General features: G+C 63.2%; 22 protein-coding genes and 1 riboswitch. Of the genes, 18 read left to right on the top strand and 4 right to left on the bottom strand.

Annotation, left to right across the window (positions count from 1 at the left end):
- Window positions 1-92 precede the first annotated feature (92 nt).
- Window positions 93-1,091, bottom strand: a complete 999-nt coding sequence (locus AC3IYG_RS16145) for an AraC family transcriptional regulator (protein ID WP_489310067.1) — start codon at window positions 1,089-1,091, stop codon at window positions 93-95.
- Between the two features lie 355 nt (window positions 1,092-1,446).
- On the opposite strand from AC3IYG_RS16145, the gene AC3IYG_RS16140 reads away from it, so the two are divergent.
- The 6 genes from AC3IYG_RS16140 to AC3IYG_RS16115 all read left to right on the top strand — a co-directional run bounded on the left by AC3IYG_RS16140 (window position 1,447) and on the right by AC3IYG_RS16115 (window position 8,401).
- The gene (locus AC3IYG_RS16140; RefSeq protein WP_489310065.1) at window positions 1,447-2,745 is read left to right on the top strand and encodes a dicarboxylate/amino acid:cation symporter; all 1,299 of its coding nucleotides are present in this window, start codon (window positions 1,447-1,449) and stop codon (window positions 2,743-2,745) included.
- 176 nt (window positions 2,746-2,921) lie between these two features.
- Window positions 2,922-4,061, top strand: coding sequence for an acyl-CoA dehydrogenase family protein (locus AC3IYG_RS16135; protein ID WP_489310063.1), 1,140 nt, complete (start codon window positions 2,922-2,924; stop codon window positions 4,059-4,061).
- 87 nt (window positions 4,062-4,148) lie between these two features.
- Window positions 4,149-4,979 (top strand): amidohydrolase family protein, encoded by an 831-nt coding sequence (locus AC3IYG_RS16130; RefSeq protein WP_489310061.1) that lies wholly within the window; start codon window positions 4,149-4,151, stop codon window positions 4,977-4,979.
- 84 nt (window positions 4,980-5,063) lie between these two features.
- Window positions 5,064-6,713 (top strand): AMP-binding protein, encoded by a 1,650-nt coding sequence (locus AC3IYG_RS16125; protein ID WP_489310059.1) that lies wholly within the window; start codon window positions 5,064-5,066, stop codon window positions 6,711-6,713.
- Between the two features lie 106 nt (window positions 6,714-6,819).
- The gene (locus tag AC3IYG_RS16120) at window positions 6,820-8,001 is read left to right on the top strand and encodes a CaiB/BaiF CoA transferase family protein (protein ID WP_489310057.1); all 1,182 of its coding nucleotides are present in this window, start codon (window positions 6,820-6,822) and stop codon (window positions 7,999-8,001) included.
- A 94-nt stretch (window positions 8,002-8,095) separates the two neighbouring features.
- Window positions 8,096-8,401: an NIPSNAP family protein gene (locus AC3IYG_RS16115; protein WP_489310055.1), complete on the top strand. Its 306-nt coding sequence runs from the start codon at window positions 8,096-8,098 to the stop codon at window positions 8,399-8,401.
- A gap of 12 nt (window positions 8,402-8,413) precedes the next feature.
- Here AC3IYG_RS16115 and AC3IYG_RS16110 read toward each other — a convergent pair whose 3' ends face one another.
- The 3 genes from AC3IYG_RS16110 to AC3IYG_RS16100 all read right to left on the bottom strand — a co-directional run bounded on the left by AC3IYG_RS16110 (window position 8,414) and on the right by AC3IYG_RS16100 (window position 10,380).
- Complete coding sequence (locus tag AC3IYG_RS16110) at window positions 8,414-8,908, bottom strand: SprT family zinc-dependent metalloprotease (protein WP_489310053.1); 495 nt, start codon at window positions 8,906-8,908, stop codon at window positions 8,414-8,416.
- Between the two features lie 108 nt (window positions 8,909-9,016).
- Entirely contained in the window at window positions 9,017-9,616 is a 600-nt protein-coding gene (locus AC3IYG_RS16105; protein WP_489310051.1) for a Yip1 family protein, read from the bottom strand.
- Window positions 9,617-9,783: 167 nt separating this feature from the next.
- A complete protein-coding gene (locus AC3IYG_RS16100) occupies window positions 9,784-10,380 on the bottom strand; it encodes a DNA-J related domain-containing protein (protein ID WP_489310049.1) in 597 nt (198 codons plus the stop codon).
- Between the two features lie 90 nt (window positions 10,381-10,470).
- Between AC3IYG_RS16100 and AC3IYG_RS16095 the strand changes: the two genes are divergently transcribed.
- The 12 genes from AC3IYG_RS16095 (at window position 10,471) to cbiB (ending at window position 20,313) form a co-directional block, all read left to right on the top strand.
- Window positions 10,471-11,280: a DUF547 domain-containing protein gene (locus tag AC3IYG_RS16095; protein WP_489310047.1), complete on the top strand. Its 810-nt coding sequence runs from the start codon at window positions 10,471-10,473 to the stop codon at window positions 11,278-11,280.
- 88 nt (window positions 11,281-11,368) lie between these two features.
- Window positions 11,369-12,193, top strand: a complete 825-nt coding sequence (ttcA, locus tag AC3IYG_RS16090) for a tRNA 2-thiocytidine(32) synthetase TtcA (RefSeq protein WP_489310045.1) — start codon at window positions 11,369-11,371, stop codon at window positions 12,191-12,193.
- Window positions 12,194-12,227: 34 nt separating this feature from the next.
- Window positions 12,228-12,899: a DNA-3-methyladenine glycosylase I gene (locus tag AC3IYG_RS16085; RefSeq protein ID WP_489310043.1), complete on the top strand. Its 672-nt coding sequence runs from the start codon at window positions 12,228-12,230 to the stop codon at window positions 12,897-12,899.
- Between the two features lie 32 nt (window positions 12,900-12,931).
- Entirely contained in the window at window positions 12,932-13,699 is a 768-nt protein-coding gene (locus AC3IYG_RS16080) for an NAD-dependent deacylase (protein WP_489310041.1), read from the top strand.
- Between the two features lie 65 nt (window positions 13,700-13,764).
- Window positions 13,765-14,355 carry a C40 family peptidase gene (locus AC3IYG_RS16075; protein ID WP_489310039.1) on the top strand — a complete coding sequence of 197 codons (591 nt, stop codon included), beginning with the start codon at window positions 13,765-13,767 and terminating at the stop codon, window positions 14,353-14,355.
- A gap of 95 nt (window positions 14,356-14,450) precedes the next feature.
- Window positions 14,451-14,969 carry a C40 family peptidase gene (locus AC3IYG_RS16070; RefSeq protein ID WP_489310037.1) on the top strand — a complete coding sequence of 173 codons (519 nt, stop codon included), beginning with the start codon at window positions 14,451-14,453 and terminating at the stop codon, window positions 14,967-14,969.
- A gap of 32 nt (window positions 14,970-15,001) precedes the next feature.
- Window positions 15,002-15,664 carry an O-methyltransferase gene (locus AC3IYG_RS16065; protein WP_489310035.1) on the top strand — a complete coding sequence of 221 codons (663 nt, stop codon included), beginning with the start codon at window positions 15,002-15,004 and terminating at the stop codon, window positions 15,662-15,664.
- Between the two features lie 34 nt (window positions 15,665-15,698).
- Entirely contained in the window at window positions 15,699-16,019 is a 321-nt protein-coding gene (locus tag AC3IYG_RS16060; protein WP_489310033.1) for a hypothetical protein, read from the top strand.
- Between the two features lie 64 nt (window positions 16,020-16,083).
- A riboswitch (cobalamin riboswitch) is annotated at window positions 16,084-16,326 on the top strand.
- 291 nt (window positions 16,327-16,617) lie between these two features.
- Window positions 16,618-17,229: a cob(I)yrinic acid a,c-diamide adenosyltransferase gene (cobO, locus tag AC3IYG_RS16055; protein WP_489310031.1), complete on the top strand. Its 612-nt coding sequence runs from the start codon at window positions 16,618-16,620 to the stop codon at window positions 17,227-17,229.
- 165 nt (window positions 17,230-17,394) lie between these two features.
- Window positions 17,395-18,699: a cobyrinic acid a,c-diamide synthase CobB gene (locus tag AC3IYG_RS16050; RefSeq protein WP_489310029.1), complete on the top strand. Its 1,305-nt coding sequence runs from the start codon at window positions 17,395-17,397 to the stop codon at window positions 18,697-18,699.
- A gap of 13 nt (window positions 18,700-18,712) precedes the next feature.
- Entirely contained in the window at window positions 18,713-19,363 is a 651-nt protein-coding gene (gene bluB, locus AC3IYG_RS16045) for a 5,6-dimethylbenzimidazole synthase (protein ID WP_489310027.1), read from the top strand.
- Window positions 19,360-20,313 carry an adenosylcobinamide-phosphate synthase CbiB gene (cbiB, locus tag AC3IYG_RS16040; protein WP_489310025.1) on the top strand — a complete coding sequence of 318 codons (954 nt, stop codon included), beginning with the start codon at window positions 19,360-19,362 and terminating at the stop codon, window positions 20,311-20,313. Before bluB ends, cbiB begins: the two co-directional genes overlap by 4 nt.
- Window position 20,314: the final 1 nt, after the last annotated feature.

The following is a 20,314-nucleotide window of genomic DNA, read 5'->3' as shown; positions in this document are numbered from 1 at the left end:
TGCTTGGGGCGTACTCGCGTCGCAGCACCGCGTCAGCCTGTTGGGTGGCGGACTGTTCCGGAGCCCGCCCGATTGTGCGATGTGCGTTGCCGCTAGCTTTCCTGAGCGCGGTAGGCGCCGGGTGTCAACCCGGTCCACTTCTTGAACGCGCGGTGAAAAGCCGATGGCTCGGAGAAACCGAGTTGTTCGGCAATTTCCTGGATCGGCAGGTTGTCGCGGCCCAGGTGATAGATCGCCAGGTCGCGGCGCAGGTGGTCCTTCAGTTCCTGAAAACTCGAGCCTTCGTCGCGCAGGTGCCGACGCAGGGTTTGCGGGCTCATGTGCAGCTGTTTGGCCACCGCTTCCAGGTCCGGCCAGCTGCTGCAATCACGCCCAAGCAAGCGACGTATCTGGCTGATCAGGCTGTCGCCGCCGTCCGGGCGGGCCAGCAGGTCGGCGGGCGAATGTTCGAGGAAGTGCTTGAGGGTGCGCTCGTCCTGCAGCAGCGGCATGTTCAGGTAGCGGGCCTGGAACAACAGGCTGGTGCTGGCCGCCGCAAAGCGCCGCGGGTTGGGGAAGAGCAGGTCGTACTCGGCGCTGTGCTCGGGTTCGGGGTAGGTGAAGGTGGCTTCCTGCAGGCGGATGCGCTGGCCGATCAGCCAACTGGCGAGGCGGTGCCAGATCACCAGCAGGCTTTCCACCAGGAAGTGGTCCGGGTCCATCAGGGGCGAGTCGTCCACCGTCAGCCGCGCCCATTCGCCTTCGCGGCTCAGGGTGATGCTCGGGGTGTCCGGGAACAGGCTGTAGAACAGGGTGCCGCGGGTCAGAGCTTTTTCCAGCGTGTGGCAGTGGATCAGGGCGTAACACATCATGGCGAAGGTGCCAGGTTTGCTACGGCTGCGGCCGAAACCCATGTACTCGTCGTCGAGCTTTTCCCACAACAGCCGCATCAGGCCGGCGAACTGCTCCGGGGCGATGCGTGCGCGCGGCTCTTCCAGCAGGGCTGGCTGGATGTTCAGCTGGCGCAGGATGGAGGAACAATCCTGCCCCTGCCGTTCGGCGCCACGCAGGGCGGCACGGACGAAGTGGCTGGCAATGGTGCGCTCGCGCATGGGACGGCTCATGGAAAAAGGCAGGCGGATGGTAAGCATGACGCACGGCTGGGGACAAGCGCCCACGCCGAAGGATCGGGTGGCGGCCTTGTGGGTGAAAAACGGGGGATATCCGCCAGGTACTGGGCGGGAATCCGCCAGACAGGCCTGCTTCAGTGCTCGCTAATTTGTGTCAAGCTTATGTTTTTAAAGGTTTTTATTTTATTTTATGAGGCTGGCATGGCCTTTGCGATAAGCGCTACAGACCTGCGCAATGGGCAGGTAAACAACAAATCCCTCCAGTGCAGGAGGGTTAGCGCTTAGGTAGCGCGCGCATCGAGGAACGATGTGGCGCGATACCCTTGAGGAACATGCCATGACCCGTACCCCGTTCTACAAGATTCTCTATGTCCAGGTGCTGGTGGCCATCGCCATCGGTGTGTTGCTCGGGCATTTCTATCCGGACACCGCCGTCGCGCTCAAGCCGTTTGGCGATGGTTTCGTCAAACTGATCAAGATGATCATCGCGCCGATCATTTTCTGTACCGTGGTGACCGGTATCGCCGGTATGCAGAGCATGAAAGCGGTAGGTAAGACCGGCGGCTATGCGCTGTTGTATTTCGAAATCGTTTCGACCCTTGCGCTGCTGATCGGCCTGATCGTGGTCAATATCGTGCAGCCGGGTGTCGGCATGCATATCGACCCGGCGTCGCTGGATACCTCCGGCATTGCGGCCTATGCCGCGGCGGGCGAGAAGCAAAGCACGATCGAGTTCCTGATGAACGTCATCCCCGGTACCGTGGTTGGCGCATTCGCCAGCGGCGATATCCTGCCGGTGCTGTTCTTCTCGGTGCTGTTCGGTTATGCCTTGCACCGCGTCGGCGATTACGGTCGCCCGGTGTTCGATTTCATCGAGCGTATCTCGAAGGTGTTCTTCAGCATCATCGGCGTGATCATGAAGCTCGCCCCGCTGGGTGCTTTGGGCGCCATGGCCTTCACCATCGGTAAATACGGCGTGGGTTCGCTGGTGCAGCTCGGCTATTTGATGTTGTGCTTCTACGTCACCTGCCTGCTGTTCGTGCTGCTGGTGCTGGGCGGGATTGCCCGTCTGCATGGCTTCAGCATCCTCAAGTTCATTCGCTACATCCGTGAAGAACTGCTGATCGTGCTGGGTACTTCGTCTTCCGAAACCGCGCTGCCGCGCATGATCGACAAGATGCAGAAACTCGGTGCGAACAAGTCGGTGGTGGGTCTGGTGATTCCAACCGGTTACTCCTTCAACCTCGACGGCACCTCGATCTACCTGACCATGGCCGCCGTGTTCATCGCCCAGGCGACCGATACGCAGATGGATCTCTCCCAGCAGATCGCCCTGATCCTGGTGCTGCTGATCGCCTCCAAGGGTGCAGCGGGCGTTACCGGCAGTGGCTTTATCGTGCTGGCGGCCACCCTCTCGGCGGTCGGCCACCTGCCGGTGGCGGGCCTGGCGTTGATCCTCGGTATCGACCGTTTCATGTCCGAAGCCCGCGCCCTGACCAACCTGGTCGGCAATGGCGTCGCGACCATCGTGGTCGCCAAGTGGTGCAAACAGTTGGACGAAGACACCCTGCAGCGCGAGTTGGCCGGCGACGGTAAAACCGAACTGCTGGTAGAGCCTGCACGCGAGCCGGCTTAACCCTTTACTGCCTCCTCACAAGGGAGGCAGCTCCTCTGGCCCGTCGAGTGACGGGCTTTTTTTTGTCTGGCGGCTGACCGAATGGGTCAATCGAGCCTGAGCGCTTGAGTCATTGAGGGGGCGGCACAGTGGCGCCTACCCTGCGGGACGATCAAATCCGCAGGGAGCTGCCCACCATGCACCGCATTCATTTCGACACCGAGCACAACATGTTTCGCGAGTCCTTTCGCGCCTTTCTGCAGAAGGAAGTGGTGCCGCATCAGGACGCCTGGGAGGAGGCGGGCGTGGTCAGCCGCGAGGTCTGGCTCAAGGCTGGCGAGATGGGCTTTCTGCTGCCCTGGGCTGACGAGGAATATGGCGGTAGCGGCCTCAAGGATTTCCGCTACGAACAGATCATGTGCGAGGAGCTGGCCAACATTAACGAGGCCGGTTTCATGTTGCCGCTGCACTCGGCGCTCTGTGGCCCCTACATCGCCGACTACGGCAATGCCGAGCAGAAAGCGCGCTTCCTGCCGGCGATCATCCGTGGCGAAAGCATCCTCGCGGTGGCGATGACCGAGCCAAGCGCCGGTTCCGACCTGGCCGGGATGCGCACCACGGCAATCGACAAGGGTGACCACTATGAGTTGAACGGCTCCAAGGTGTTCATCTCCAACGGCCTGCTGGCGGACGTGGTGATAGTCGCGGCCAAGACCGACCCGGCGAACAAGCACGCCATGGGCCTGTTCCTGGTCGAGCGTGGGATGGAAGGCTTCGAGCGCGGGCGCAACCTGAAGAAGCTCGGCATGAAAAGCCAGGACACCGCCGAGCTGTTCTTCAATAACGTCAAAGTGCCGAAGGAAAACCTGCTGGGCGACGCCAAGGGCGGATTCTTCTACCTGATGAACATGCTCGCCCAGGAGCGCCTGACCAATGCCTGTGGTGCAGTCGGCGGCGCGGAAGCGGCGCTGCAGGTGACCATCGACTATGTGAAGGAGCGCAAAGCCTTCGACCGGCCGATTTCGCACTTCCAGAACACCCGCTTCAAACTGGCGGAAATGCGCACGCAGGTGGATGTGGCGCAGGTCTTCGTCGACCGCTGCGTGATGGACCACAACCAGAAGAAACTCACCCCGGAAGTCGCCGCCGAGGCCAAACTGTTCACCACCGAACTGCTCGGCAAGGTCGTCGACGAAGGCGTGCAACTGCACGGCGGCTGGGGCTACATGTGGGAATACCCGATCTGCAAGATGTACGCGAACGCGCGGATTCAGCGGATCTTCGCCGGCACCTCGGAAATCATGAAAGAGATCATCAGCCGCGGGATGAAGCTCTGAGCGCATCCGGACTGACCTAGGGTGGGCCTTGGCCCACCAGCGGGATTTGCACGGTGGGCCAAGGCCCACCCGACGAAGGAGATAACCATGACCATCGCTAGCGGCGCCATCGACGCCTGGGCACAACCGGCCAACGGTCGCACCCGCGAGCTGATGCCGGAGGTCGCCCGGCTGTTCGAGAAGTCCGGCTCCGCGCATTTGCTCGATCGCAGCCTGAGCCCGGAACAAACCGTCGCCGAGATGGACCAGGCCGGCGTCGACAAACTCATGCTCGCCGCCTGGTGCCGGCCGGAGCGCTGGGTCTGCAGCAACGACGAAGTCGCCGTCTTCACCCGCGCCTTCCCCAAGCGTTTCGTCGGCGTGGCCACGGTCGACCTGAGCAAACCGCTGGCGGCGGTGCGTGAGCTGGAGCGGGCGGTGACCGAGCTGGGCTGCAAAGCGTTGCGCATCGTGCCCTGGTTGTGGAAGCTGCCGCCCAACCATCGGCTTTACTACCCGCTGTATGTGAAGTGCATCGAGTTGGATATCCCGTTCTGCACCCAGGTCGGCCATACCGGCCCGCTGATGCCGTCCGAGACCGGGCGGCCGGTGCCCTATCTGGACGAGGTGGCGCTGGACTTTCCCGAGCTGCGCATCGTCGCCGGGCATATCGGCCACCCCTGGACCGACGAAATGATCGGCCTGGCCTGGAAGCACGACAACGTCTATATCGACACGTCGGCCTATCTGCCGCGTTATTACCCGCCGCAGTTGCTGCAGTTCATGAGCAGCTACGGGCAGGACAAGGTGCTGTTTGGCACTAATTTTCCGCAGCTCTCTCATGCGCGCTGCATGGTACAGGTCAAGGCGCTGGGGCTGGCTGCCGAGGTGGAGGCTAAGTTCCTCCACGGCAATGCACGCCGGGTGTTCAAGCTGTAGGCTGGGGCGCTGTAACTCGTCATTTCGGTTCTTGCGGAAATGACGGATTTGCCGAACCCACATAACAATAAAAAGGGAGAGGACATGACCGAACAACTGCCGTTGCAACGCCTGGCCCACTGGCGGGCCACGCGCCCGGATGCGGTCTGGCTCAGTCAGCCGGTCGATCGTGTCTGGCATGAACTGACCTGGCGCCAGGTCGATGACCAGGCCCGGCGTATCGCCACGGCATTGCGAGCCTTGGGCTGCGAACCAGGTGATCGGGTGGCGTTGCTGTCGAAGAACTGTGCCGAGTGGTTGATCGCCGATCTGGCGATCATGCTCGCCGGGCTGGTCAGCGTGCCGCTGTATGCCCAGCAGTCGAGCGAAGGCACCGAATACGTCCTGCGCCATGCCGCCTGCAAGGTGATCTTCGTCGGCAAGCTGGATGACCCGCAGCGCTTGGTCGCGGCGCTTCCCGAGCAGTTGATCCGCATCGCCTTGCCGTACCCGACGCTGCCGGCGCAGCACGACTGGCACAGCCTGCTGGCCAGCCATGCGCCGCTGGCCGAGGCGCATCAGCAGCGACCGGACGAGCTGCTGAGCATTCTTTACACCTCCGGCACCACGGGCCAGCCCAAAGGCGTGATGCTCAGTGCGGGAGCTTTCGCTTTTGCCGCCGCTCAAGCCGTGGCGGACATGAAGATCGGCCCGGCCGATCAGTATTTCTCCTACCTGCCGTTATCGCATGCCGCCGAACGCTTCCTGGTCGAACTGGAAAGCCTGTATGCCGGCGCGCCGGTGGCCTTCGTCGAGTCGCTGGAAACCTTCGCCGAGGACCTCAAGCACGTGCGGCCGACGGTGTTCTTTTCCGTGCCCCGGCTGTGGACGCGTTTTCAGCAGGGCGTGCTGGAGCGCCTGCCGGAACCCAAGCTCAAGCGCCTGTTGCGCGTTCCGCTGCTCGGCCGATTGGTGGCCCGCAAGATTCGCCAGGGCCTGGGCCTGGATCGTGCGCGGATTCTGGTTTCCGGCGCGGCGCCGATTCCCCGTGCGCTGCTGGACTGGTACCAGAGCATCGGCCTGACGCTGTGCGAGGGCTATGGCATGACGGAAAACTTCGCCTATGGCACCTTCAATCGGCCCGCTCAGGTGCGTTTCGGCTCCGTGGGGCGGTGCATGCCGGGCGGGCAGGTACGCATCGCCGACACTGGCGAAGTCCTGTTCAAAAGCCCGGCGCTGATGAGCGGCTATTACCTCGAACCGGAGAAAAGCGCGCAGACCCTGCAGGACGGTTGGCTGCATACCGGTGACAAGGGCGAAATCGATGCCGCGGGTTTTCTGACCATCACCGGGCGGATCAAGGACATCTTCAAGACCAGCAAGGGCAAGTACGTGGCCCCGGCGCCGATCGAGGGCGAGATCGCCAAGAGCACCTGGGTCGAGCAGGTCTGTCTGATGGGCAGCGGCCTGGACCAGCCGCTGGCGCTGATCGAACTGGCCCCGGCCGCCCGCGAGGCGGCACGCGAACAGGTCGAGCGCGATCTGGAAAACACCCTGCGGCAGTTGAATGCCCAGCTGGAACCCCACGAGCGCATCGCCCACCTGCTGCTGGTGAGCGAGCCCTGGACGGTGGACAACGGTTGCATGACCCCGACCATGAAGATCCGCCGCAATGTGCTGGAAGCGCGCTTCGCCGAGCGCGTCAGCAGGTTGTCTGGGGCGCAACTGCTGCATTGGGAGTCACAGCCTCTCTAGGTCGGGCGCCCCTAGCCCTCTCCCCGAAGGGCGAGGGGAGATGGGACGCACCGAAAACAAGGCCGCAGATCCGCTACTACCACATTGTTTTAAGTCAGGAGCCACCATGAAAGGCCCATTGTCTTCACTGAAGATTCTCGATTTTTCCACCCTGCTGCCGGGGCCGTTCGCCTCCTTGCTGCTGGCCGATATGGGCGCAGACGTGCTGCGGATCGAATCGCCGACGCGGATGGACCTGCTGCGCGTACTGCCGCCCCATGATGGCGGAACCTCGGCCAGCCATGCCTACCTCAACCGCAACAAACGCAGCATGGCTCTGGACCTGAAACGACCGGAAGCAGTCGAGGTGATCAAGCAGTTGCTGGGCGAGTACGACATCGTGCTCGAACAGTTCCGCCCGGGGGTGATGGACAAGCTCGGGGTCGGGTATGAGGCACTCAAGGCCATCAATCCCAGGCTGATCTACGTGTCGATCACCGGCTACGGGCAGACCGGCCCCTACAAGGATCGCGCCGGTCATGACATCAACTACCTGGCCTTGTCCGGCATCGCCGACCAGACCGGGCGCCGCGCAACCGGGCCGTTGCCGTTGGGCATCCAGGCCGCGGACATCGCCGGGGGTTCCTTCCACGGTGTGATGGGGCTATTGGCGGCGGTCATCCAGCGCCAGCAGACCGGTGAGGGGCAGTATGTCGATGTCAGCATGACCGACTGCATCTTCAGCCTGCATGCGATGGCCGGCGCCGGCTACCTGGCGTGCGGCGAGGAGCCGGAGATGGAGGGCCAGGTTCTGAATGGCGGCAGCTTCTACGATTATTACCGCACCCGCGATGGCCGCTGGTTCTCGGTTGGCAGCCTGGAGCCGCAGTTCATGCAGCAGCTCTGCAACGGTATCGGCCGCCCGGAACTGGCCGCCCGGGGTTTGTCGCCAAAGCCGGAGGATCAGCGCGCGCTCAAGCAGGCAATCCAGCTTGAGTTCGAGAAGCGTGATTTTGCGCAGTGGTGCGAGTGCTTTGCCGCCCTGGATGCCTGCGTCGAGCCAATGCTGAGCCTGGCCGAAGCGCTCGAGCACCCGCAGTTGCAGGCGCGTGAGTTGGTGGTCGAGGTGCCCCGTGGCGGAAATACCCCGCAACGGCAGATTGCCTGCCCGATCAAGTTCTCAGGCGGCTTGCCAACGCCCCGCAGCATTGGCTCGCCACTCGGTGCGCATACCGCAGAGGTGCTGGCCGGGCTGGGTTACAGCGCTGAGCGCATCGCCGAGCTGCGGGCCGGCAAGGTGGTGGGGTAGAGGCGTCCGGGGTTCCCTGGCGCCGCCGGGCCTGCTAAAACACCCGGCGAAATGGCGGTGCCGAGCCGCGGCGCCGTCCAGTCGAGGAGCGCTCATGGTTACCTGTTATCTGCGTTATGTGCTCGATCCCTACAAGCTGAAGGAGTTCGAGCACTACGCCAAGTTGTGGATTCCGCTGGTGGAACGTTTCGGCGGCAGCCATCACGGTTATTTCCTGCCGTCCGAGGGCGCGAACAACATCGCCCTGGCGTTGTTCAGCTTTCCCAGTCTTGCCACCTACGAGCAGTATCGTCAGGACTCCATGGTCGATGCCGCGTGCGTGGCGGCGTTTCAGTATGCGCAGGACACTCAGTGCATTCTCAGTTACGAACGCAGCTTTTTCCGGCCTGTGCTCGTGTGACAGGTCGGGTGCTCACTCTTCGCGCTGCTGACCGCTGAATACCAGAGTCGCCCGGCAGCGGCGGCAGAAGTAGCGGCGGCCTTTGCTGACCAAGGCATGCCGTTGTGCGGAGAAGGGGAAGTCGTTGTCCGGGCACTGGCAGCTGTACAGGTAGCGGGTCGCGGTGCGGCGTTTGATGGCGTAGCTGTGGCAGCGATTGGGCGGCAGTTCGTAGACCCCGCGCATGATCAATTGCCATTCCTCGCCATGGGGTTGGATGCGTGAACCGAACATTTCGCGGGCGATCATGTGCGCGACCTCGTGGGCCACGGTTTGCTTGAGGAAGTCTTCGGTGTTTTCACGGTACAGCTGCGGGTTGAAGCGCAGCAGATTTTCGTCCAGGTGCGCGACCCCGGCTTTTTGCCCGCGCAACTTGAGGCTGACTTCGGGGCGGGTAAAGCGGCGCTTGAAAAAGGCTTCGGCCTGCTGGTAGCAGGCTTCAACACGAGCGTTGAGCTGTTCGGGCATCGATTCCTCCAAATGCAGGCGGAATTATGCCCAAGCACGTCACGCCCGGCAGCCCTAAAACGACGAAACCGCCAAACGGCGGTTTCGGGTCAGCTCAGTCAAAGGTTCTCAGCTGGTGTAGACCGGCCCAACGCCGAGCTCCCAGAAGATCACCGACATGGCGATCATCGCCACCAGCACCACCAGACCGACCGCCAGCACCGAGCTGGAGAACAGAAAACCTTCGTCCTGATGAATGTTCATGAAGGTCGGGATGCCGACATACAGCAGGTACACCGTGTAGCAGATTGCCGCCGTGCCGACGGACATGGCGAGCCAGAGGCTCGGATAGAGTGCCGCAAGGCCGCCGATGAACAGTGGTGTGGCGGTGTACGCGGCGAATACCACGCACTGCGCCATGCTTGGGCTGGCGTCGTAAGTGCGGGCCATCCAATTGATGAAGGCGCCCATCACTGCAACGCCGCCGAGCATGGCCAGGTAGGTCATGGCCGTCATCCACAAGGCGCTGCCTTCGGTCAGCATGACGGGCGAACCGTTGCCGACCGTCCAGCCGACCTGAGTGGTGCCGATGTAAGCTGAAACAGCCGGAATAGCCGCAAGAATCAGGACGTGGGTGAGGTACATGTGGCTGATACTTTCTTCTTCGCCACGAATCTCTTGCCACTCTTGATCGGGATGCGCAAAGAGCCCCCAAACGTGATGGATCATACCAAACACCTCCTCTTGTTATAGCGGTCGCCCCCCAGCGTAGCGCCCGGCGCGCGTGAGCAGCGCTACCGGGTGCAGGGCCGAACCTATGCGACCGTATGCCGCAGTATAGGTCGGGCCTGGAGGCCGCGGGGGGCGTGGGGTTAGAGCAAATTCGTCTCTAAAACTCAGCTGTAATAGCGCTCTAGTATTTCCATTGCCAGGTTGATCGACTGCAGGCGTGAGGTGCTGCCGCCGCGATCCGGGTGGTGCTGGCTCACCAGTTGTCGGTAGCGGTGCTTGATAACGCCGAGGTTGAGCGGCTCGCTCGACTCTTCCAGCTCGAACAGTTCCAGGGCGGCACGCTTTTCGTCGCCACCCTGCATGCGCTTCCAGAAGCTGGTCAGCAGTTTCACCACGTCGTCTTCGCTGGTTTGCCGCAGGTATTGCAGGTTCAGGTAGTAGTCACGCAGCGGGTCGTGCTCGCTGAGGGCCGAGTTGCCGGCCTGGTAGGGTTGCAGCTGTACGCACAAAGGGTTGATCAGCAAGTGCGCGCTCCGCTCGCTCCAGAGCCGTTCGCGCAACTGATAGAGGGCATTGAGCAGCAGGAAGTGGGTGCGGAACAGCACGAGCTTGTCGGTCAGGTCCAGGTGCGGGATATGGGTCGAATGGCGAGCCTTGAGCTGCTGGATCAGCAGGTATTCGCTGCAGCCGTCGGGGGCCTCGCGCAGCAGTTCGAGCAACTGCGCGGCAAGGTCGAGGCTGGGGTTCAGTTCGTGAGTCATCGACCGAGCCTAGCACAGCCGCCGCGCGGTTTTCAGGGCGGAACTCGCGGCTGCGCAGCCTGTCCCACGTGCACTAGTTGGAGAATGTTCATGCGCCTGCTGCGCCAGTTGACAGCACTTATTCTGATCCTGCTCGCCGGTACTGTGGGCGCCGCACCGTCGGCCGAACGCTGGGCGGTGTGGGATGTCAGCGACGAAAGCCGCGCCGCGCATATCGACCACAGCGCCTGGCAGGAATTACTCACGCTCTACCTCGACAGCCAGCACCCGAGTGGCATTGCGCGTTTCGACTATGCGCAGGTGGACTCACGTCATCGCCGCCTGCTGGACGTGTATGTCGGACAGCTGAGCGCCCTCGATCCGCGGCAATTCACCCGGGCCGAGCAGTTCGCCTATTGGGTCAATCTGTACAACGCGCTGGTGGTGCAGCTGGTACTCCAGAAGTACCCGGTGGATTCGATCACCAACCTCGGCGCCTGGTACCAATTCGGCCCCTGGGACAAGGCCGTCACCGAAGTCGCCGGCTATAAGCTCAGTCTCAACGATATCCAGCACCGTATCCTGCGGCCGCTCTGGCAGGATCCGCGTCTGCATTATGCACTCAACGGCGCGAGCCTTGGCTGCCCCAATCTGGCGGCCGAGACCTACAGCGCGCAGAACAGCGAGCGGCTGCTGGAGGCCGGAGCGCGGGCCTATATCAACCACCCGCGGGGCGTGGCGTTCGAAGACGGCAAATTGTTGCTGTCGAGAATCTATGACTGGTACCCGCAGGACTTCGGTGGCGAGCAAGGGCTGCGCGCGCATCTCATCCACTACGCCAAGCCCGCCTTGGCGCGGCAGTTGAAAACTTTTGCCGGCAAGACCCGTTATCGCTATGACTGGAGCCTCAATAAGCCCTGAGTGCGGGTGGGGTAGGGCTGATTGCGCTTTCCGGGTAAAATAACCGGTTGCTAACCCCTTTTCGCAACTCCCCGGACTTCAGCGCACCATGGGCACCCTTTCGGTTAATCAAAGCAAACTGCAGAAACGCCTGCGCCGTCAGGCCGGCGAGGCCGTCACCGACTTCAACATGATCGAAGACGGCGACAAGGTCATGGTCTGCCTGTCTGGTGGCAAGGACAGCTACACCATGCTCGATGTCCTGCTGCATCTGCAGAAGGTCGCACCGATCAAGTTCGAGATCGTCGCGGTCAATATGGATCAGAAGCAGCCAGGCTTCCCCGAGCACGTGTTGCCGGAATACCTCAAGGCCATCGGCGTCGATTATCACATCGTCGAAAAAGACACCTATTCGGTGGTGATGGAAAAAATCCCCGAGGGCAAGACCACCTGTTCGCTCTGCTCCCGGCTGCGCCGAGGCACGCTCTATACCTTTGCCGACGAGATCGGCGCGACCAAAATGGCCCTCGGTCATCATCGCGACGACATTCTCGAAACCTTCTTTCTGAATATGTTCTACGGAGGCACGCTGAAGGCCATGCCGCCGAAGCTGCGCGCCGACGACGGGCGCAATGTGGTGATCCGCCCGCTCGCCTACTGCAGCGAGAAGGACATCGAGGCCTACTCCGAGTTGCAGGGTTTCCCGATCATTCCGTGCAACCTCTGCGGCTCGCAAGAGAATCTGCAACGCAAGGTGGTCAAGGAAATGCTGCTGGAATGGGAGCGCAAGACGCCCGGCCGCACCGAGATCATGTTCCGTGCCCTGCAGAATGTGATTCCCTCGCAGCTGGCCGACCGTAACCTGTTCGACTTCGCCAGCCTGCGCATCGATGAAAATGCCACGCCGCGCTTTGTCGATGTGATGAATCTCTGATCGTTAACCTGCCAGGACTGCCTGAGGGGAATGGATGCGCGATTACAAGTGGCTCAATGAATACTGCCTCAACCGCTTCGGCTCCAAGGCCGCGCTGGAAGCCAGGCTGCCGCTGCCGAGAGCCGCGAGCGAGTTGCGCGGCATTAGCGATGACCGCTACCTGTCGTTGATCGCCCTGCGGGTGTTTCGCGCCGGGCTCAAGCACAGCCTGGTGGATGCCAAGTGGCCGGCCTTCGAGGAAGTATTTTTCGGCTTCGCCCCTGAGAAGGTGGTGTTGATGGGCGGCGAACATCTGGAGCGGCTGATGCAGGATGCGCGGCTGATCCGCCACCTCGGCAAGCTGAAAAGCGTGCCGCGCAACGCCCAGTTCGTGCTCGATGTGGCCAGGGAGCGGGGCGGCTTCGGCGCGCTGATCGCCGATTGGCCGGTGACTGACATAGTCGGCCTGTGGAAGTACCTGGCCAAGCACGGCAGCCAGCTCGGTGGATTGTCGGCGCCGCGCTTTCTGCGCATGGTTGGCAAGGACACCTTTATACCGACCGACGATATGGTCGCGGCATTGAAGGCCCAGGAGATCATCGAGAAGGCGCCCACCAGCCTGAAGGAGCTTGCCGCCGTGCAAGCGGCTTTCAATCAGTGGCACGCAGAAAGCGGCCGGCCCCTGTGCCAGCTGTCGGTAATGCTGGCGCACACGGTCAACCACTGATCAACTGACGTTGGTCGAGCGAGGAGGCAGGGATGGACGCTGCAATTCAGCGAGTCGGCCAGGCGCTGCAGGACGCCGAACGCATCCTCGTCATCAGCGGGGCGGGACTTTCCGCCGACTCCGGTCTGCCGACCTACCGTGGGCTTGGCGGCTTGTATAACGGCCTGACCGCAGAGGGGCTGCCAATCGAGGCGGCGCTCTCCGGGCCGATGCTGCAACGCGACCCGGCGCTGTGCTGGAAATACCTCGCCGAACTGGGCAAGGCCTGCCTGGGCGCCAAACCAAACGCCGGTCATTACGCCATCGCCGAACTGCAGCGACGCAAGCCCGGCTGCTGGGTGCTGACGCAGAATATCGACGGCTACCACCGCGCGGCGGGCAGCCCGGTGCAGCGCCTGATCGAGATCCATGGCGAACTGGCGCCGTTGTTCTGCCAGTCCTGTGGTGTCGAGAGCGCCGAGCTGGCGCCGCATCTCGAACGGCCGCTGCCGCCGAAGTGCGCGCAATGCGGCGGCATCCTGCGCCCGCCGGTGGTGCTGTTCGAGGAAATGCTGCCGGAGCAGGCCATCGCTACGCTCTACGCCGAACTGCGCAAAGGCTTCGATCTGGTGCTGGCGGTCGGTACCACGGCGAGCTTTCCATACATTGTCGAACCGCTGATGCGCACCCGTCAGGCCGGAGGCTTTACCGCCGAAATCAACCCGGTTGCAAGCGACCTCAGCCAGGTGGTGGACGTGCATTTGCGCGGTAGGGCCTTAGATGTTTTACCGAGACTACTGAGTCACATTCAGGCCAATTAAATTTGCATATGGGGGTGATGGAAGGCATAGTCGCCGCTTCTTAAGAATTCGTCACGGTCGTGCCCATGCTAAAGCGCTTCGCACCCCTCGTGCCTCTCGCACTCTCATTCTTCCTGGTCGCTTGCGCCGGCTACTCGCCGAAGCCGCAGGTCGCCGAAGTTCCCCAGCAGGTTATCGAAGAGCAAGCTGCCGAGCCGTTGCCGGATTTTGCTCAGGACAAACCCTACGAATTGCCGACCTTTGCCGACAGCATCCTGGCTCACGGTCTGTCGCTGGTGGGTACCCGCTACCGTTTCGGCGGCAGCTCGGTTTCGTCCGGCTTCGATTGCAGCGGCTTTATCGGTTACCTGTTCAAGGAAGAGGCGGGCATGAGTCTGCCGCGCTCCACCCGCGAAATGATCAACCTCGATGCACCGCTGGTGGCGCGTACCGAGTTGGAGCCTGGCGATCTGGTGTTCTTCGCCACCAACGGTCGCGGCCGCGTCAGCCACGCCGGCATCTACCTCGGCGATGATCAGTTCATCCATTCTTCCAGCAGCCGCAGCGGCGGTGTGCGGGTCGATAGCCTGGGCGACAAGTACTGGAGTCGCACCTTCATCGAAGCCAAACGCGCCTTGGCGCTGGCGTCGGTCAGCCGCAGTCCGCTGCACCGCTAGCCAATATTGAGTTCGGCCGGCGCGAGCGCAAAGCTTGCGCGCGCTGGCAGCTCACGGCAGAGTAGAGCGCATTCAGCATCAGAGCCGCCTCGCTTATGCCCGCCACGGCCCGTCTCGTCCTCGTCGTACTCACCGCGCTGCTGACTGCCTGCGCAAGCCAAACGCCCCCTCCAGAATCTGTTTTCCGCTCCCCGCTCGAGCAAACGGGCGCCGCCGATGACGTGCTGTTCCGTGCCTTGGGGCTGGTCGGTACGCCTTACCGTTACGGCGGCAATACCCCGGACAGCGGTTTCGACTGCAGCGGCCTGATCGGTTATGTCTATCGCGATGCCGCCGGCATCGCCTTGCCGCGCTCGACCCGCGAGCTGATCGGCATGCGTGCGCCGAATGTGCGGCGTGATGCGCTGCAGTCCGGCGACCTGGTGTTCTTTGCCACCAGTGGCGGCGGCCAGGTCAGTCATGCCGGTATCTATGTCGGCGAAGGGCGCTTCGTCCATGCTCCCTCCAGTGGCGGCACCGTGCGCTTGGACAGCCTGGCGACGGCCTATTGGCAGAAGAGCTACCTGAATGCCAAGCGCGTGCTCAGCCCCGCCAGTCTTGCCCGCAGTCCCTGAGCGGTATGCGCCCATTCACTTAGGAGTGCTGCATGACTGGCCGTACCCTTAACCTCGACGATGCGCTGTACGGCTACCTGCTGGATGTTTCCTTGCGTGAAACGCCACTGCTCCAGCGCCTGCGCGAGGAAACCCAGGCCTTGCCCATGGCGCGCTGGCAAATCGCCCCGGAGCAAGGCCAGTTCATGGCGCTGCTGGTCAAGCTCACGGGTGCCCGGCGCTTGTTGGAAATCGGCACTTTCACCGGCTACAGCGCCCTCTGCATGGCCGCCGCCATGGCCGAAGACGGCCAACTGATCTGCTGCGACCTGCCCGGCGACTACAACGCCATCGCCCGCCGTTACTGGCAGCAGGCCGGCGTGGACGAGCGCATCGACCTGCGATTGGTGCCAGCGCTGGAAACCCTTGGCCTGCTGGAGCGAGAAGGGCAGAGTGAAAGCTTCGACCTGATCTTTATCGACGCCGACAAGGCCAACTACCCGGTTTACCTGGAGCATGCCCTGGTGCTGACCCGGCCTGGCGGCCTGATCCTGTTCGACAACACCCTGTGGAGCGGGCGTGTGCTGGAACAGGCGCCCGACAGCGCTGACACCCGCGCCATCCAGTCCCTCAACCGCCGGCTGAAAAGCGACCAGCGCCTGGACCTGTCACTGTTGCCGATTGGCGATGGTTTGACCCTTTGCCGTAAACGCTGAGCACCGCCAGGGCGCAAGAACGACATGCAGCCACATGCCTGAACCCATCCGCCTGCCGCCCCAAGCCGAAGCCTGTGAACTTTGCGCCCGGGTGTTGCCGCTTACCCGCCATCATCTGATTCCCAAGGCTCTGCACGGTAAAACCTATGTGCAGAAACGCTTCGCCAAGACCGAGCGCATCACCGCCACGCTTTGGGTCTGCCGCGCCTGTCACAACCATATTCACGCCACCTTCAGCGAGAAGGAACTGGCGCTGGCCTACAACAGCCGTGAAGCGTTGCTGGAGAACGCCAGCATCCGTGCGTTTGCGCACTGGCTGGGGAGCAAGCCTGCGGGCTTTATGCCCAAACGTTGAGCCTGTTGCCGCACCCAGCCAGCAATCGGCCTTGGGATTTGACGCTCCAGTGCCAAGCCTCTACCCTGCCAGCCTTGCTTCAGGTGCCCCGCTAAGGGGTGAAACAGGGAAGCCGGTGCGTTTGTCGCTGTTTATTCAATCAACAGCCTGGCCAAACCATTCCGGCGCTGCCCCCGCAACGGTAGGCGAGCCAAGAAACCGCTTTTTAACCACTGTGCCTGGCACGGGAAGGTGCGGTTTCCAGAACACCGGTTCTTCAGGTGTTCCGCTCGCAAGCCCGGAGACCGGCCTGTCGCAGTCCACGGCATCGCGGAGGGCGTTGTCTGGCGTGTGGGCCGCTGCATTGTGGCCGGCGCGTCTGTCGTTCTCCGTGTGCCTTACCCTGCCTGAGTCGTGTGGGCGTGAGTGGCGCAGATCCTGTCTTGATGAATATGCCTTTGCTGGTCCCGGTGTCGTCGATTCGTTCGGCGCTGGCGAGCATTCTCCCACCGTGCGGTGGGCGCTATTCTTTCTCGTCACCGTGCTTCTACAGTCTCTTTCGCGCTTCCAGCGGTGTTTTGGCAGCCTTCAACGTGCAGCAAGGTTCTGAGGTGAAACGATGAGCGAGTCAGCAGAAAGAGACGCCCGCCACAAGGCTCGCATGGAGCGCAAGAAGGCCCTGGTCGACGAAAAGATCGCCCAGGCCCAGGACGAATACGGCCTGTTGCTGGTGCATACCGGCAACGGCAAAGGCAAGAGCAGCTCGGCTTTCGGCATGGTGGCCCGGGCCTTGGGCCATGGGATGAAGGTCGGCGTGGTGCAGTTCATCAAAGGCGCGGCCAGCACCGGCGAAGAGCGTTTTTTCCGTCGTTTCCCCGAAGAGGTCAGCTACCACGTGATGGGCGAGGGCTACACCTGGGACACCCAGGATCGTCAGCGCGATATCGACAAGGCGGTGGCTGCCTGGGCGGTTGCCAAGCAATTGCTGAATGACCCGGAGATTGGCCTGGTGGTGCTGGATGAGCTGAATATCGCGCTCAAGCACGGCTACCTGCCACTGGATACGGTGCTGGCCGATATCGGCGGGCGCCCGCTGTTGCAGCACGTGGTCGCCACCGGTCGCGGTGCGCCGCCCGGTTTGATCGAGGCGGCGGATACCGTGACCGAAATGGGCCTGCTCAAGCATGCGTTCAAGTCCGGGGTGAAGGCGCAGAAAGGGGTGGAGTTTTGAGGTTTTTCGTCTGCGTTCAAGTAAATGAGTTAGCTGTTGTAGGAGCGGGCCATGCCCGCGAAACGGCCCATTGCGGGCATGGCCCGCTCCTACAAAGAGCTGCAGTCCGGCCCGAAGTCATACAGGGACATAGCCAATGAACTCACCCTTGCACAGGTTCCCCGTATGAATTCGGCACGCCAATGCCCGGCACTGTTGATCGCCGCCCCGGCTTCCGGCCAGGGCAAGACCACCGTCACCGCCGCCCTGGCGCGGCTGCATACGCGCCAGGGCAAGCGGGTGCGGGTGTTCAAGTGCGGGCCGGACTTTCTCGACCCGATGATCCTCGCCCGCGCCAGCGCCGCGCCGGTCTATCAGCTCGACCTGTGGATGGTCGGCGAGGTGGAAAGCCGTCGCCTGCTCTGGGAGGCCGCCGGCGAGGCCGACCTGATCCTGATCGAAGGGGTCATGGGTCTGTTCGATGGCACGCCGTCTGCCGCCGATTTGGCGCGGCATTTCGGTGTGCCGGTGCTGGCGCTGATCGACGGCTCCGGCATGGCCCAGACCTTCGGCGCCATGGCCCATGGCATGGCCACCTTCCAGGCCGATCTGCCATTCTCCGGGGTGCTCGCCAACCGCACCGGCAGCAGCCGCCATGGCGAAATTTTGCGCGATTGCCTGCCGACGCACATTCGCTGGTACGGCGCCTTGCCGCGCAGCGCTGCGATCGAACTGCCGAGCCGCCACCTGGGCCTGGTGCAGGCCGAAGAGCTGGCCGACCTGGACGCCCGCCTGGATGCCGCCGCCGATGCCTTGGCCGCGAGTGCCGACGTTGGCTTGCCAGCGCCGGTGTGCTTTGCCGCGCCGCAGGTGCATGAGTTGCGGAGCACCGAGCCGCTGTTGGCCGGTGTGCGTATCGGCGTCGCGCGCGATACCTCCTTCGCTTTCATCTACCAGGCTAACCTCGACCTGCTGAGCGAGCTGGGGGCCGAGTTGGTCCCGTTTTCGCCCTTGCAGGATGCTGCGCTGCCCGTGGTCGACAGCCTCTATCTGCCCGGTGGCTACCCCGAGTTGCACCTGCGGCAGCTGGCGGCGAACCAGCCGATGCGCGCGGCGATTCATGCCCATCACGCCGCTGGCAAACCGATCCACGCCGAGTGCGGCGGCATGCTCTATCTGCTCGAGGCATTGACCGATAAAGATGGCGAGTGCGGCGAACTGCTCGGCCTGCTGCCCGGTACGGCGCTGATGCACAAACGCCTGAAGGCGCTGGCGTTGCAGGAAGTCGAATTGCCGGAAGGGCGCCTGCGCGGCCACACCTACCACTATTCTGAATTGGCCTGCGCGCTGGAGCCGCTGGCCCGTGGCGTCTGCCCGACTTACAAGCGCACGGCCGAGGCGGTTTACCGGATCGGCCGGCTCACCGCTTCTTATATCCACCTCTACCTGCCGTCCAATCCCCGGGCGGCGGCGGCCTTGTTCTTACCATGAGCGAGTCGATCGCATGAGCCAGCACGCTTTCAGCGACGCCGAGCGCGCGGCGGTCTACCGCGCTATTGCCGAGCGTCGGGACATGCGCCACTTCAGTGGCGGTGAGGTCGCGCCCGAGCTGCTGGCACGCTTGCTGGAGGCGGCGCATCAGGCCCCGAGCGTTGGCTTGATGCAGCCCTGGCGGTTTATCCGCATCACCCGGCCAGGCTTGCGTGAGGCCATTCATGGCCTGGTGGAAGAGGAACGGGTGCGCACTGCCGAGGCCTTGCAACAGCGTTCGGATGAATTCATGCGGCTCAAGGTCGAGGGCGTGCGCGATTGCGCCGAGTTGCTGGTGATGGCGCTGATGGACGGCCGCGAGGCCCATGTGTTCGGCCGCCGCACCCTGCCGGAAATGGACCTGGCTTCGGTCGCCTGCGCGATCCAGAACCTCTGGCTCGCCGCCCGCGCCGAAGGCCTGGGGTTGGGCTGGGTGTCGTTGTTCGACCCCGAGGCCCTGGCCACGCTGCTGCACCTGCCGGTCGGGGCCAAGCCAGTGGCGGTGCTGTGCCTGGGCCCGGTGCCGGAGTTCTACCCCGTGCCGATGTTGCAGCAGGAAGGCTGGGCCACGCCCCGGCCGCTGGCCGAGCTGGTGTTCGACAATCTCTGGGATGAACGGGCATGAGCATCGCCCTGTTGAGCGTGGCCGGGGTGGCGCTGGATGCGCTGTTGGGCGAACCCAAACGCGGGCACCCGCTGGTGGCATTCGGGCGTCTGGCCGATGCGCTTGAACGGCGCTTCAACCGGCCCTTCACGCTGCCGTCGGGCGAAGCCGATGCGCCGCATCAGGGTATCGGTCGCGGTTGGCGCAGCCATGGCGTCACGGCCTGGGTGTTGGCGGTGTTGCCGCTGACGCTGGTGGCTTATCTGTTGAGCCTGCTGCCCTATGTCGGCTGGCTGGTCGAGGTGCTGGCGCTGTATGCGGCCATCGGCTTGAAGAGCCTGGCCGAGCATGCCGAGCCGGTGGCCCGGGCGCTGCGCGAGGATGATCTGCCGCAGGCGCGCAAGCGTGTCGGTTACATGGTCAGCCGGCAGACCGCTGAGCTGGATCACGAGGCCGTTGCCCGCGCCGCCACCGAGTCGGTGCTGGAGAACGGCAGCGATGCGGTCTACGCCGCACTCTTCTGGTTTGTGCTGCTGGGTGCGCCGGGCGTGGTGCTGTACCGCCTGAGCAATACCCTGGATGCCATGTGGGGGTATCGCAATGCGCGTTTCGAACGCTTCGGCTGGGCCGCGGCGCGGATCGATGACGTCCTCAATTACATTCCTGCACGACTGGTTGCACTGACCTATGCGTTGCTCGGCAAAACCCGGCTGGCATTGCGCTGCTGGCGTACCCAGGCACCGACCTGGGACAGCCCCAATGCCGGCCCGGTGATGGCGGCCGGTGCGGGTGCGCTGGGTGTCGCCCTTGGCGGGCCGGCGGTGTACCACGGTGAGTTGCACCAGCGCCCGCGCCTCGGTGAAGGGCCGGCGGCCGATGCGCAGTCTATCGAGCGCGCGGTCAGCCTGGTGCGCCGTGGTGTGCTGCTCTGGCTGCTGATCTTGCTGGTCGGAGGCCGACTGTATGTCTGAG

The sequence above is a fragment of the Pseudomonas sp. KH_027 genome (assembly GCF_057838565.1).
This window is presented reverse-complemented; position numbering and strand designations above follow the sequence as displayed.

What these genes read in the sequence shown, in the direction of transcription:
- AC3IYG_RS16115 (WP_489310055.1), top strand. Translation starts at nt 8,096, where the DNA reads ATGGTTACCTGTTATCTGCGTTATGTGCTCGATCCCTACAAGCTGAAG.
- ttcA (WP_489310045.1), top strand. Translation starts at nt 11,369, where the DNA reads ATGGGCACCCTTTCGGTTAATCAAAGCAAACTGCAGAAACGCCTGCGC.
- cbiB (WP_489310025.1), top strand. Translation starts at nt 19,360, where the DNA reads ATGAGCATCGCCCTGTTGAGCGTGGCCGGGGTGGCGCTGGATGCGCTG.
- cobO (WP_489310031.1), top strand. Translation starts at nt 16,618, where the DNA reads ATGAGCGAGTCAGCAGAAAGAGACGCCCGCCACAAGGCTCGCATGGAG.
- AC3IYG_RS16080 (WP_489310041.1), top strand. Translation starts at nt 12,932, where the DNA reads ATGGACGCTGCAATTCAGCGAGTCGGCCAGGCGCTGCAGGACGCCGAA.
- AC3IYG_RS16145 (WP_489310067.1), bottom strand. Translation starts at nt 1,091, where the DNA reads ATGCGCGAGCGCACCATTGCCAGCCACTTCGTCCGTGCCGCCCTGCGT.
- AC3IYG_RS16105 (WP_489310051.1), bottom strand. Translation starts at nt 9,616, where the DNA reads ATGATCCATCACGTTTGGGGGCTCTTTGCGCATCCCGATCAAGAGTGG.
- AC3IYG_RS16095 (WP_489310047.1), top strand. Translation starts at nt 10,471, where the DNA reads ATGCGCCTGCTGCGCCAGTTGACAGCACTTATTCTGATCCTGCTCGCC.
- AC3IYG_RS16130 (WP_489310061.1), top strand. Translation starts at nt 4,149, where the DNA reads ATGACCATCGCTAGCGGCGCCATCGACGCCTGGGCACAACCGGCCAAC.
- AC3IYG_RS16135 (WP_489310063.1), top strand. Translation starts at nt 2,922, where the DNA reads ATGCACCGCATTCATTTCGACACCGAGCACAACATGTTTCGCGAGTCC.
- AC3IYG_RS16070 (WP_489310037.1), top strand. Translation starts at nt 14,451, where the DNA reads ATGCCCGCCACGGCCCGTCTCGTCCTCGTCGTACTCACCGCGCTGCTG.
- AC3IYG_RS16140 (WP_489310065.1), top strand. Translation starts at nt 1,447, where the DNA reads ATGACCCGTACCCCGTTCTACAAGATTCTCTATGTCCAGGTGCTGGTG.
- AC3IYG_RS16085 (WP_489310043.1), top strand. Translation starts at nt 12,228, where the DNA reads ATGCGCGATTACAAGTGGCTCAATGAATACTGCCTCAACCGCTTCGGC.
- AC3IYG_RS16065 (WP_489310035.1), top strand. Translation starts at nt 15,002, where the DNA reads ATGACTGGCCGTACCCTTAACCTCGACGATGCGCTGTACGGCTACCTG.
- AC3IYG_RS16075 (WP_489310039.1), top strand. Translation starts at nt 13,765, where the DNA reads ATGCTAAAGCGCTTCGCACCCCTCGTGCCTCTCGCACTCTCATTCTTC.
- AC3IYG_RS16120 (WP_489310057.1), top strand. Translation starts at nt 6,820, where the DNA reads ATGAAAGGCCCATTGTCTTCACTGAAGATTCTCGATTTTTCCACCCTG.
- AC3IYG_RS16050 (WP_489310029.1), top strand. Translation starts at nt 17,395, where the DNA reads ATGAATTCGGCACGCCAATGCCCGGCACTGTTGATCGCCGCCCCGGCT.
- AC3IYG_RS16110 (WP_489310053.1), bottom strand. Translation starts at nt 8,908, where the DNA reads ATGCCCGAACAGCTCAACGCTCGTGTTGAAGCCTGCTACCAGCAGGCC.
- AC3IYG_RS16100 (WP_489310049.1), bottom strand. Translation starts at nt 10,380, where the DNA reads ATGACTCACGAACTGAACCCCAGCCTCGACCTTGCCGCGCAGTTGCTC.
- AC3IYG_RS16060 (WP_489310033.1), top strand. Translation starts at nt 15,699, where the DNA reads ATGCCTGAACCCATCCGCCTGCCGCCCCAAGCCGAAGCCTGTGAACTT.
- AC3IYG_RS16125 (WP_489310059.1), top strand. Translation starts at nt 5,064, where the DNA reads ATGACCGAACAACTGCCGTTGCAACGCCTGGCCCACTGGCGGGCCACG.
- bluB (WP_489310027.1), top strand. Translation starts at nt 18,713, where the DNA reads ATGAGCCAGCACGCTTTCAGCGACGCCGAGCGCGCGGCGGTCTACCGC.